General features: G+C 60.6%; 6 protein-coding genes. 3 read left to right on the top strand and 3 right to left on the bottom strand.

What is annotated here, in order from left to right; translation table 11 throughout:
* Positions 1-171 precede the first annotated feature (171 nt).
* From ASS64_RS15530 to ASS64_RS15540, 3 genes are all read left to right on the top strand, one after another.
* Positions 172-1,824: an alpha/beta hydrolase gene (locus ASS64_RS15530; RefSeq protein WP_067696485.1), complete on the top strand. Its 1,653-nt coding sequence runs from the start codon at positions 172-174 to the stop codon at positions 1,822-1,824.
* Positions 1,825-1,914: 90 nt separating this feature from the next.
* Positions 1,915-6,303: a PKD domain-containing protein gene (locus ASS64_RS15535; protein ID WP_067696488.1), complete on the top strand. Its 4,389-nt coding sequence runs from the start codon at positions 1,915-1,917 to the stop codon at positions 6,301-6,303.
* A gap of 354 nt (positions 6,304-6,657) precedes the next feature.
* Positions 6,658-8,460 carry an SLC13 family permease gene (locus tag ASS64_RS15540; RefSeq protein WP_067696491.1) on the top strand — a complete coding sequence of 601 codons (1,803 nt, stop codon included), beginning with the start codon at positions 6,658-6,660 and terminating at the stop codon, positions 8,458-8,460.
* On the opposite strand, the gene ASS64_RS15545 is transcribed toward ASS64_RS15540, so the two are convergent.
* The 3 genes from ASS64_RS15545 to ASS64_RS15555 are packed head-to-tail and all read right to left on the bottom strand — an operon-like array spanning position 8,457 to position 12,936.
* Positions 8,457-10,109, bottom strand: coding sequence for a complex I subunit 5 family protein (locus tag ASS64_RS15545; RefSeq protein ID WP_067696494.1), 1,653 nt, complete (start codon positions 10,107-10,109; stop codon positions 8,457-8,459). The two genes, ASS64_RS15540 and ASS64_RS15545, sit on opposite strands and share 4 nt — an antisense overlap.
* Positions 10,109-11,620 carry a complex I subunit 5 family protein gene (locus ASS64_RS15550; RefSeq protein ID WP_067696497.1) on the bottom strand — a complete coding sequence of 504 codons (1,512 nt, stop codon included), beginning with the start codon at positions 11,618-11,620 and terminating at the stop codon, positions 10,109-10,111. The genes ASS64_RS15545 and ASS64_RS15550 overlap by 1 nt, the downstream gene beginning before the upstream one ends.
* Positions 11,617-12,936, bottom strand: a complete 1,320-nt coding sequence (locus ASS64_RS15555) for a complex I subunit 5 family protein (RefSeq protein WP_198147739.1) — start codon at positions 12,934-12,936, stop codon at positions 11,617-11,619. The genes ASS64_RS15550 and ASS64_RS15555 overlap by 4 nt, the downstream gene beginning before the upstream one ends.
* Positions 12,937-12,990: the final 54 nt, after the last annotated feature.

The following is a 12,990-nucleotide window of genomic DNA, read 5'->3' on the forward strand; positions in this document are numbered from 1 at the left end:
CTGCATCGTGGCTTCGCCTCAACCGGTATCGGCATCCAGCGCCATGCGGATCGGAACCCTGCTTAGTAGCTGGTCATGCAGCACGTATGTACCATTTGGGACATTTGCGTCGACATTCCAACCCGCTAGCCAATCGCGCTGTCACGATTGTCGTGCGGATCGCCAGACTTCATGAAAAACCGTGTCACCCCGGCCCTGATTGAGGATATCGTCGCGCAAGCCTATTCGGCAATCGCGCGGCCCGAATCCGTCATCGAACTGCTCGCGCCTGTGGCCGGTCTGGACCTTGCCGACGCCGGGAGTTCGGTGCGGGTGGACAACCATCTGTACAACGCCGCGCAGATTCTCGACCAGATGTACCCGCTCAGCCCGCAGGATCTGGGGGCGCTGGATCCGCGAACGGAGACCGGACCCGACTGCGATCTCGTCATGGACGGGCATTTTCGGGTCGAGCATGTCACCCGCTCCACCTTGACCGACACATCCTTTGCCGTCGGAGAGCAACTACCCGAATGGGCGTTGGATAGTGTCGAGCGGGGCGGATCGGAAAGGGACAGGTTGCCGCGCGATGCGAAACCTGGCCTCGTGCGCCTGTACTGCAGCGAAGAAGACGAGACCGGCAGCTGGTTCATGGTGCGGCGGGAGGATGGCGACGATGGCAGCCGCTTCCTGTTCTTCGCCTTGCGGATGCAATGGGACGAGGCGCACGGGCTGAGCTTTCAGGAGGCGCTCGGCCTGTCCGATGTCGAGGCGATGCTGCTGCGCCACCTGGTCCGCGGGGGCACGCTCCGCAGCTTTGCTGAAAGGCGCGGGCGGTCCATCGGTACCGTGCGCAACCAGATGAAGGTGCTGCAACGCAAGCTGGCTGTGCGGTCCAAGGAAGAAGTCCTGCTGCTTTATGCGGGCTTCGCCAGCACGCTGGAAGACGCAGCGGCCAATGCCTCACAGCCTGCGCATCGGTGCCGGAACCTGCTGCGAACCGACAGTTCGACCATCGCATGGGAAGAGATGGGCGATCCCGATGGCAAGCCAGTTGTATTCTTCCATCCACTCGAAGGCGCGATCCTGCCCAATTCCGCCGAGCGCGAAATGCGACAGGCCGGTCTGCGCATCATTGCGCCGTGGAGACCACATCACGGCGCCACCGCGGGGATTGGCTTCGGTCTGGATGCTATCGCCCAGTTCGCCAAGGATGTATCGGCATTGCTCGATCACCTCGCGATTGATGAGGCGATAGCCTTCGCTACCCAAGCGGGCGCACCGTATATGATCGGTTGCCTGGCAAAGGCGCGGCCCGGCGTGTTCAGGCAGGCTTTCGGCTTCGGCGCCTTCCTGCCTGTTCAATCGGCGCAAGAGTTCGCCATGATCCCAAGGAGCCACCGCCTCTCCATCACCGCCGTAAGAACGGCGCCTGCCTTTGCGCGCATGTATCAGCGCGGGATGCTGGCCTCCATCGGAAGTGGATCCTTTCATCGCTTTGTCGAAAATTTCTACGACGGTCACGCCCTTGAACTCGCCGCCGTCCGACACCCGGAGCTGACGAGCGTATTCCGCCGTTCCGCAAGCTATGTGCTTGCAGAGGGGATCGACGGGCCGATCGACACGATGCAAACTTGGGCCAGCGACTGGTCGGCTCTGTTTCGCGAACTCAAGGTCCCGTTAACGCTGGTCTATGGAAGCAAGGATGCGAATATGCCGCGACCCTTGATCGAGACTCTCGCGAAGCGCCTCGATCTGCCGGAAGCACAATTCCTTGATGATGCGGGCAGCTTCTTGCTGATGGACGCACCCGAGACCGTCGCGCGCCTTCTTTCCGAAGCATAAGAGCTTGTCATTATCCCAAATGGGATATGCCCAAATGCAAGCGCCGGTGACACGGAGCGCGGGACTTTTTCCACCTCAGGGGTCTCGCAAATGCTTTCAAACAATCTCCGCCGTGCGCTCGTGCTCGGCACTGTCTCAACCATCGCAATCGCAACTTCTGCCCAAGCGGCAACCGCAACCGCTCCCACCAATCTGAGCTATTCCGGCGTCAATACCGCTTGCGACGTCATATTCGACGTCAGCTTCACTGGTCAGACGGCCGATGTGACAGGCGGTGATCGCGTGCAATTCGCGGTGATCGACGTGAACGGCAATACCGTGGGCGTCTCCCTCAATGAAACGGTGGCCGTCGGCACTACGCGCAGTGTCAACCGTGCCGTTTTCATGCAGAGCTTCGCCAACCTGCCGTCAGGGGCCGGTCCGCTGACGCTGACGGTGTTCGATACCGATGCTTCGGCCACCCGCGTGGCTACGCTGGCGCAGACACAGATAGACCTTGCGGCGCTCTACGCAGGAGGACAGCCTTGTCAGGTCATCGCACAGGCCGCCGGCTATACTCCACCAAACAATCCTCCGGTGTCAGACGCCGGACCCGATCAGACGTCTTCTGGCGGCTTGACCGTGCAGCTCGATGGAACGGGCTCCTTCGACCCCGATGGCGATCCGATCACTTACAGGTGGAACCAGATCAACGGGCCCGCCGCCACTTTCTCGCCCAGCCGGTCTGTCGCAGCGCCGTCCTTTGTCGTTGCGGCTACTGACCGTTCGGCTCAGACGTATATTTTCAATCTGGTGGTTTCCGATAACGCCAACCGTGACGGGGTGGACTCTGTCACTGTGAGGGTGCCCGCCAATACTGCCCCGGTCGCCGATGCGGGTGCGGATCGTTCGGCTAATCCGGGTGATACTATCCAGCTGAATGCGGGCGGATCGACCGATGCAGAAAACGATCCGCTCACCTATAGCTGGATTCAGGAAGCGGGCGATCCGGTCACCTTGACCAATGCCAATTCGGCAACGCCATCCTTCACCATCCCCGCGAATGCTACGGTGCCCCAGGAAATCCGCTTCCGCGTAGAGGTGCAGGACCGCTACACCGGAGCGCCCCTTCAGGCGTCACAAGAATCGATCGTTCGTATCAACGTGGTGGCGGCTGGGAACGGCGCTCCGGTGGCCGATGCCGGAGCGGACCGGACGGTTGCAGGCGGCGCGACGGTGCGGCTTGACGCGTCTACCTCCACCGATCCGGATGGCGATCCGTTAACATATCGCTGGGTCCAGACCGGCGGACCGCTGGTGACGCTTGCGAGCGCAAATTCCGCTACGCCCGCTTTTGCTGCGCCCCTCGCTACGCCCTCGGCGCAGGTCCTGACTTTCGAAGTGACTGTGACAGACCCAAGCGGTGCGACGTCGACCGATACCGTGGCAATTACCGTCGCCGCCCAAGTCGCGAACAGCGCACCGGACGCCGTCACCGGTCCCGATCGCACTGTCTCTCGCGGTGATCTGGTGACCCTGAGCGGCGCCGGATCGACCGATCCCGATGGTGATGCGCTGACCTATTCATGGCAGCAGACGGGTGGTGTCAGCGTTAGCTTGAGTGACGCGAGCGCACTTTCGCCGACTTTCACCGTACCTAATGTCAACCGTGCCGGCTCGATCCTGTCCTTTGAGCTTACAGTGACCGATCAAAGCGGGGCAAGCGACGTGGCCACGGTCGACATAACCGTACCCACAAATGCAGCCCCCACTCCACGTGCAGGGATGGACCGGACCGTTCAAGGCGGTAGCACGGTGACGCTAGACGCCTCCGGTTCGACTGACCCCGATGGCGACAGCCTGACCTATAGCTGGGGGTGGGGAACGAATGCCCCTGCACTCACCAACCCCAACAGCGTCAACCCCACTTTCGTCGCCCCGGCGGCTACGGCGACCGACCAGATTTTCGAATATACTCTCACGGTTGATGATGGTGTGCCGAATGGCGGAGGCGCCGTAATCCAGATCGATACAGTGAGAATTACGGTGCCGGCAATGGTCTCTAGCGCCCCGATTGCCGACGCGGGAAGCGATGGTTCGATCACGCCCGGGGCGACGGTGACCCTCGATGCGAGTGGCTCAAGCGATCCGGACGGCGATCCGCTGACCTATAGCTGGACGCAGGTTTCTGGTCCGAGCGCGGCCATCTCCGATGCTAGCAGCGCGCAGGCCAGCTTTGTCGCACCTGCGCGGACAAACGCCGTCCAGACGCTGTCATTCGAAGTGGCGGTGAGCGATGGAACGACCACCAGCACCGACACCGTGACCTACACGATCGCCGCCAATCAGGGGCCGATTGCCGATGCCGGGACAGACCGGCGTGTCGAAGGTGACACCTATGTGGTGCTCGATGGCACGGGCAGTTCCGATCCGGAAGGTGACACCCTGACCTATAACTGGGTGCAAACCGGAGGCCCCTCGGTCACGCTGCGCAACATCATGGACGATCAGGCGACCTTCACCACGCCGGCCGGCACGCCAACCGATCAGGTTCTCACGTTCGAGCTGACCGTAAGCGACGGCAATATAAGCTCGACCGATACTGTGACCATCACGGTGGATGCAAACGATGCACCAGTCGCCAATGCAGGGCCCGACCAGACGACGACCGGCGGCGAAGTAGTTGGCCTCGATGGCTCGGCCTCGTCCGACCCGGAAAACGACACGCTTAGCTATAGCTGGGTTCAGACCGGGGGACAGGGCGTTACGTTGAGCGATGCTACGCTAGCCCGCCCGGTGTTTACCGCTCCGACCGGTCTCGCATCGTCTACCCAACTCACCTTCGAGCTCACGGTCGACGATGGCGTTTCGACGAGCACGGATACGGTCATCATCGAAGTGCTACCCAACAGCGCTCCGATAGCTGATGCCGGCGCGGACATCGGCCCCATCGAAAGCGGGCAGACAGTGACCTTGGATGGTAGCGCGTCAAGCGATCCCGATGGCGATACCATTACCTACCGATGGATCCAGACTGCTGGTACCAGTGTCACGCTGAGCAATATCAATGTTGCTTCGCCCAGCTTCACCGCTCCGCTCGTGAATGGCACAGAGACGCTCGAATTCAGGCTTCAGGTGTCAGACGGAACAATTCTGAGCACCGACACCGTTCGCGTCATTGTCCAGGCGCTTGGCACGGTCACCATCATTACCAATGTGGTGGGCGCAGACGAGACCGTTTCCTTCAACTCCAACGTTCCGGGCCTCGCCCAGAGCGTGACCACGAGCGGAGGCACGGGGACAATCAGAGCGACCAATGTCGCGGCGGGTAGCTACAGTTTCTCCGTGGATGACCTACGCGGCCGCGGTTATGCCCTGACTGCCCTTTCCTGCAATGATACAGACAGCACAGTCTCGCTGGCAGATCGCGATATCGACATTGCCCTGTCGCCCAGCGAGAAGCTGGTTTGCACCATCGAGCTTTCCGACACCCGGACTGCAGCACAGCAGGCGATCGGAGAATATCTGGGTGGACGCAACGCCATGTTGCTTGCCAACCAGCCCAACCTCCAGCGTCGTCTGGCACGCTTGCGCGGCGAAAGCGCAGGCGGAGGAACTGCTTCGGTCAACGGTATGGCGGTTCCGGGTAGCGGCAAGCTCCCGGTGAACATGACGATCGGAAATTCGGTCAGCAGCATCTCCAGCAGCTTGTCGACGGCCCGATCCGCTGCAGGGCGTAGCAAGTATGACAACCGGCTCGATGTGTGGTTCGAAGGTTCGATCGCCGATGTGACTTTCGGGCGAAACGAGGGCACGTTCACTATCGGCTACGCGGGGGTCGACTATCGCCTCGATGATAATCTGTTGATCGGGGCACTGGTCCAGTACGACCGCTTCAACAGCGCACTCGAGACGTTTGGTGCAGGCATGGCAGAAGGCGACGGCTGGATGGCAGGCCCCTATGTCACTGCAAGGATTGCTCCCCAGCTCTATCTCGATGGACGCATCGCATTCGGCCAGTCGGACAATCGCGTGTCGTCTCTCGGCACCTCTATCGACGGGTTCGAAACCGATCGGCTGTTCGGTAGCGGTTCGGTAATCGGTGAGTTCGCCCTTGGTGAAGGGCTCACGCTCTGGCCCGAACTCGGGGTGCGCTATATCCGCGAGAACGTCAGCGGCTACACCGACAGCCTCGGCGTCGCCATCCCTGATGCCAGGATCGACCAAGGCGAAGTGACCTTCAGTCCGCGGCTCGACTATCGCATGACGACCGAAAGCGGCTGGACGATTGCGCCGTTCGGGGAAGTCGAAGGGTTGTTCACCTTTGGTGCCAATGCCTTCTCCCCAATCGACAACGGAGTTCGTGCACGGGCATCACTTGGGATCGACACGGTAACCCCCGAAAATATCAGGCTGGGTCTGTCAGGTTTTCTGGATGGAATCGGAGAAGATCGCTTCGATGCCACGGGGCTGACTGCGACTGTTTCTTTCTCGTTCTGACAATAGCAGACCTGCGACTATGGAGCGCTGCGGCTTTCAACCCCGCAGCGCTCCATTTCACTTTTCACGCGGGGCGAGAAGCGCATGACAAGGGAATAGCACCAGCGAATTTTTGGGCCGCAGGAAGGTCCGCTATTAAGGCGGCGTTGAACCGGCTCAAATGTCCGACGTTGGGGCGCAAATCTGCCGTAGTCGTGCCCATCAAGCGCGTCAGCGTCCCTTCGATTGCGATCGAATGAAATGGTTCGCTACTAGTCAGCGTTGCTACTGATCGAACACCACCTTATTCGCATCATTCCGGAGAGGCTCCATTTTCATGTTCAAGTCTTTGCCGGCAAGCAACCAAGGTGATGAATGGAACTCATTTCCAACTTTTTGACGGTGAACTCTGCATGGATCGGGCTTGGCCTTCTCATCGGTCTGATCACGCTCTTTGCGCTTGAGAAATTTCCGCCAGTCATAGTCGCGGTCGCCTCGGCAGCACTTACGCTGATTTTGGGATACCTTCCGCGTGAAGACATGGAGCAAGTCTTCGCCAACCCGGCACCGATTACTATTGCCGCGATGTTTATTCTATCGGGAGCTTTGGTGCGCACTGGCGTGGTGGAAGCTGTGGCCAGCGCGGCATCGCGCCGGACCAAGCGTTTTCCGCGGCTTTCGATCGTGGAGATTTTCAGCGGAACCTTCTTTGCCTCGGCACTCGTCAACAACACTCCGGTGGTGATCATTCTGATACCGGTCATCCGTCAGATCGCTCGCGTAGCGCGCGTTTCTGCGAAGTTCCTACTTATCCCTCTTTCATACCTGTCGATCATGGGCGGAACACTGACGCTAATAGGTACTTCGACGAATCTGCTGGTCGACGGTATCGCGCAGCGTGAAGGCGAGCCAGCATTTGGCATCTTCGAGCTTACGCAGGTGGGCCTCATCGCAGCGGCGGCGGGCATAGCGTTCTTGCTGATTGCAGGGCGATATATGCTTCCGGTCGAGACGAACGGCGAGTCTGACAGCGAAGACGCTTCGCCGCTAGAGAAACGCTATTTGACGGAGCTGCTCGTCGAGGCGCGGAGCCCGCTGATCGGGACTCGCTACGCCGAGTTGCCTTTGCTGTCGCGCGCAGGAATAAGTCTCACAGGGCTTCGGCGCGGCCATGCGATCCATCGCAAGATCGCCGACGATGCGCTGATTGCCGCCGGCGACCGGATCCTTCTCGCCGCTGACCAGACAGAATTGTTCTCGCTGGCAGACACTCTTGGAGATGCAATAGGGGTCGCGAATGCGCCGTCGCACCTTCCCAAAGAGCAATTGCGCATCGTTCAGGCTTCCATTGCGCCCACCCACCCGGCACTAGGTCGCCGGCTGTCCGAGATACCGTTTCTCGCCAAGACCCGCGCCCGCATCCTGGGTGTGTCGCGATCGCGCCACCTGGCTGGACCGACGCTCAGCGATGTGAAACTAAGGGCAGCCGATCACCTGCTGATACAGGGTGGCCCCGATTGCATACGCGCCATCGAGAGCAACGTTAACCTGATCGATATCGCAGAACCGGAAGCACGGCCGTTTCGACGGCTGAAAGCCCCGATCGCCATTCTCACCATGCTCGGGATAATTGGTCTCGCCTCTATCGGCGTATGGTCGATCGAGATGCTCGCAATCACCGGCGTGGCTGTGGTGCTGCTCGCACGTTGTATCGATCCAGAGGAAGCCTGGCGAAGTATCGACGGGAACGTCATCGTCCTTATCTTTGGAATGCTCGCCTTCGGCGTCGGGTTGCAACAAGCAGGGACGGTGGACCTGATCGTGGGAGCGGCAATGCCGTATATCGCAATGTTGTCACCGCTATTCCTTCTGATCGCGATCTACACGCTCACTTCGCTCTTGACCGAAACAGTCACAAACAATGCCGTTGCCGTCATCATGACGGCGATCGTCCTGAGCGTGGCCGAAAACCTCGGGATCGACCCGCGCCCGTTGTTGTTCGCCGTCATGTTTGCGGCGTCGGCCAGTTTCGCGACGCCGATCGGATACCAGACGAACACCATCGTCTATGCCGCAGGCAACTATCGCTTCGCCGACTTTCTCAAGATCGGCGTGCCGATGAATATCGTCGTCGGCCTGGCTACCTGTGTCGCTATCGACTGGCTGGTTTGGCGCTAGAGAAGGGTGAAGAAGAGCGCTGTCGCCACTAACGTCCCGGCAATGGTAATGAACGACCATTGGCCCAGCCTACGCTCGATAGTCGGCGCCCAGTCGATGGCATTTGAACGCGCTCTGGTCGGCGCGACGGGTTTAGCCAATTCATCGGCCGAACGGATCGAAGGAACACGCATGAATGACGCGATGTCTCCCGCTGGAATCCCTGGTGCTGCCATCCCGCTTTTGCGGAACGCCACCGTCGCGAGCGCCGCGATCCCGACGCCCGCCACGACCGGCCATAGCGCCTCGAATGCGGTATTCGCTGTCAGGCTATAGGACAGCGGCGCATCTGCCCGGCTCCACACGAACGGCCAGATTGCCGAGCACAGTGTGACGGCAAGCCAGCTCGCAAGCAGCGCCGGGTGCGAGGGTGCATCATCCCCCGCTGACGAACGGTCTTTTTGCAGCCACAAGATGCGGAGCATCAAAAGTGTCGTTGCGATGCTGCTCGCGCTGATAAAATAGAGAGCCCAACTCTCGCTCGCGAGATATTTGAGTGCGCCTTTCGCAACCGCGCCACTGGTCAGCGGCAGACCTGCCAGCGCTGCGCCGGGAATGGCGAGGCCGAGCAATAAAAGCGCCTCGCCGCGCACTCCGCGTGGCCTCAGCCCGAGGCCGAGAAACAGCGCAGCCTTTGCAAATCCGTGATGCAACACGAAGAGCAATATCGCGAGAGACGTGGCCTGTGACGGGGTCGTCATGTAAAACCCCACTGCCAAAGTCAGCAGGCCCATCTGGCTGACGCTGGAATATGCCAGCGCCGTTTTCGCCTGGCGCTGGCAAAGTCCGGCCAGAACCCCATAAACCGCGCCGCCCGCGCCGAGAGCCATTACGATGTGACCTGAATCGACGAAGGAGAGCGTTTCGGCGGGGAGGAAGCGCAGCGCGCCAAGCGCCGCCGCCTTGCTCATCGCCCCGCTCATCACCGCCGCCGCCGGATAGGGAGCGGAACCGTAGGCTAGCGGCATCCATACGTGGAACGGCAGGACGCCGGCCTTAATAGCCAGCCCGACGCCGATTAGTGCCATTCCGCTCGCGGGTGGAACGGCACCCGAGATGCCCGGCATTTCCGGACCGATCGTCAGCACGCAAATCACTACGCCGCAGAATAGTGCAAGCTCGCCGATCAATGTAAGCGCCATATACCAGCGTCCCGCACGGATTGCGGCGTCATCCCGGCTTTGAGTGACGAGCCCATAGCTGGCCAGCCCCATCAGGGAAAAGGCCAGATAGAACGTGACTGCATCCTGCGCCAGTGGGAGCAGGAAGTTGCCGGTCATCGCAAAGAGGAAGAACACGTAATAGCCGGTGCGATGGCAGGCGATTTCAGTCGAGCGCCAGCTGTAAACTGCAGCTGCGAGCCAAAGCGCAGCGGCAAGAACAAGAAAGACGCGCGCCGTGGAATCGAGCGCCAATTCCGTGCCAAGAAGCAACCAGTCCAGTTCGATGCTACCGCTTGCACCAAATAGAGCGGCCAGAAGCGCCGGAATTGGAGCGGCAATGGCAAGCGCAGGCAGTGCGACGCGCAGGCGCGGCCAGATCGCCGTTCCAGCACAAAGGAACGGGAAGAGGCATACGCAGGCAAGCAGGAAACCGACCGACACGCCCATTACAGGCCTCCCACACTCAGGAATTCGGTGGCAGCCATGAAGCGAACCCACCCCAGGGGGCTGAACGGGGCCGCAGCAAGAAGGCCTGCCAAAATCACGACAGCGGCGGTCGCCACCGGCGGGGCGAGTAGCATCCAGTGCGTTTCAAAGCGGGTTTTTGGCAACTTCTCGTCCCAAGGGCCATTGGGTGCGCGGAACCACGCGGCATGAATGATCGGCAGGAAATAGATGGCATTGAGCGCACTGCTGGCAACGAGCACAGCCAAGACCCAAGGCTGGCAGGCTTCGATGCCACCGCCGGCCAGATACCATTTGCTGACAAAGCCCATCAGCGGAGGAATACCGATCATGCCGAGCGCTGCCACGGTGAAAGCGCCCGTGGTCCACGGCATTCGCTTGCCGATACCGTTGAGCTGGCTGACGCGGTAGAGGCCCAATGTCTCGGCGAAGTTGCCGGCGCACATGAAAAGCGTGATCTTCATTACGCCCTGGTGGATGAGGTGCATCAATCCTCCGACCAATGCGACCGGATGAAGCAGGCTTGCTCCGAGCACGATGTAGGACACCTGGCTGACGGTCGAATAGGCGAGGCGGCGCTTGAGATCGTCCTGAAATACGGCTTTCCACGATCCGTAAACGATGGTGATTGATGCGAGGATCGCGAGCGGCAGCGCAAGCTCGAGCGCGTTCATCGCATCAGGCCCGTAAATTTCCTGTGTCACCCGCACAATGCCAAAGGCACCGGCTTTTACCACGGCGACTGCGTGCAGAAGCGCGCTCACCGGTGCAGGCGCAACCATAGCCTGCGGTAGCCATCCATGAAGCGGCAAGAGCGCCGCCTTCACGCCAAGGCCGATCATCATGAGAACGAATATCGCCACCAGAGCGCCGCCGCTGCTGGCGAGCAATTCGCCGGGAATTGCACCGCCAGATACGAAGTCTCCGCTTCCGGTGAGGCTATAGAACCATGCTGTGCCCACGAACAGCGCCAGCCCGCCAGTTAGCGTGTAAGCGAGATAGATGCGTCCGCCGCGCATCGCCTTCTCGGTCTGCCGGTGCACCACCAGCGGATAGGTGGCGAGCGTCAAGAGTTCGTAAAAGATCACGAAGGTCAGCAGGTTGCCTGCCATTCCGATGCCCATTGTGGCGGCCACGCAAAGGCTGAAAAAACCGAAGAACCGGCTGCGATTGGGCGAGCCCTCCAGATATCCGATCGCGTAAATTGTCGTCACGAGCCACAGGCCGGTCGAGAGCGTGACGAAGATGAGCGATAGCGGATCGGCCTGAAGGACGAAGTCGATCCCCGGCAGAAGCGGAACCACAAAACGAAACGTCTCGCCCGCAGCCACTTGCCAAGCCAGCCAGGCGACGAGGCCGAGCTTGAGCAATGCGGCCGCGAGATTGATTACGGTGCGCAATCTGCGGCGGTCTTCGGGGATCACGAAGATCACCGGTACGATAAGCAGCGACGTCAGCAGCACTGCAAGAGGAAGCCAGCCGTTCTCGCTCACGCTGCGGCTCCTACTTGCATCAACGCGAGAAGCGGCGGTGCTGCAAAACCCAGTGCGATCGCGGCCACGACAAGGACAAAAGGAACGAGGTCCGATCGTGTGGCGACTGCTTGAGGACGAGAGTTCGGCGTTGTTTCACTGGAGGTGAAAAAGCGCGCGAGCAAACGGAACATTGCGGCAGCGGACAGCAGGGTGCCGCAAACGACAACGACGGTCACCCAAATGCGGTTCGAACCTTGAAATGCTGCCTCAATCAGCAGCCACTTGCCGATGAAACCGCCGCTCGGCGGTAAGCCGATCAGGCTGACGGCCGCGAGCGCGATCGTAAGCTGGATGATCCGCGCGCCGGGCTGCGTGCTCGAAAGAAAGTCGATCCGATCATTTCCTTGCATCGAGATTACGCGGTCACAAGCAAGGAACAATCCCGCCTTGGCCAAGGCATGGGCGAGCGCGAGGTAAAGCGCGGCGCGCCATGCCGCGCTTCCGGCATCGGCAAGCAGCGGAAATGCAAGAAACAAATATCCGATTTGCGCTACTGTCGAATAAGCGACGAGCAGCTTCAGGCGCTCGGCGCGCAAGGCCTGCCGACCGCCCCACAGGATCGCGCCGGCACCGGCAATGCCCAGCACGATTGCAGCGGCGTCACCGGCGACTCCCCCAGGCCCATAGAGATCAATCCACAGGCGTAGCATCAGGTAGAATGCACCCTTGACCACGAGCGCCGAAAGGATTGCGCTCGCCGCGCCAGGCGCGTTGCCGTGGGCTGGCGGCAACCATCCATGCAAGGGAAACAGCGCTGCCTTGAATGCTAGACCTGCAAACATCAGAGCCATTGCAATAAGCGCTGCTGGCTCGCCGCCTATCATGCGCGCGAGCTGGCCGATCTCCAGCGTGCCATAGGCCACGTAAAGCAAGGCCACCCCAAACAGGTAGAGTAACGAAGCAAACAGACCTAGCAGCAGGTATCGCAGCGCTGCTTCGAGCGCAGCACGCTTGCCAGAGAGCGCCGCCAGGCCTGCTGCAGCGAGGCCGATAATTTCCAGCATCACGAAAAGATTGAAGAGGTCGGTCGAGAGAAAGAGTGTGTTGAGACCCGACCACAGCATCAACCATAGTGGCCAGAACGAAGCTGCCTGTTTGGCTGCCTGTTTTTTCGTCGCAAGCGCCGCTTGGACCGTGACGGCCAATCCGACCAGCGCAGTCATCGCAATCATCGTCGCGGCGAGACCATCTGCGCGTAGTACGATGCCTAGAGGCGCGGCCCATCCGCCAATTGCTACGGATAGTGTCCCGAACTGCACGACATCGCCCGCCAAGGTGATCGCCGCCCATGATACGCCGAGTGCTGCGAGCAAGGCGGCCCAAGACGC

It is taken from the genome of Erythrobacter sp. AP23 (genome assembly GCF_001542855.1).
GTDB lineage: Bacteria > Pseudomonadota > Alphaproteobacteria > Sphingomonadales > Sphingomonadaceae > Qipengyuania.

Coding starts and splice junctions, on each gene's coding strand:
- ASS64_RS15530 (WP_067696485.1), top strand. CDS start 172: ATGAAAAACCGTGTCACCCCGGCCCTGATTGAGGATATCGTCGCGCAA.
- ASS64_RS15535 (WP_067696488.1), top strand. CDS start 1,915: ATGCTTTCAAACAATCTCCGCCGTGCGCTCGTGCTCGGCACTGTCTCA.
- ASS64_RS15540 (WP_067696491.1), top strand. CDS start 6,658: ATGGAACTCATTTCCAACTTTTTGACGGTGAACTCTGCATGGATCGGG.
- ASS64_RS15545 (WP_067696494.1), bottom strand. CDS start 10,109: ATGGGCGTGTCGGTCGGTTTCCTGCTTGCCTGCGTATGCCTCTTCCCG.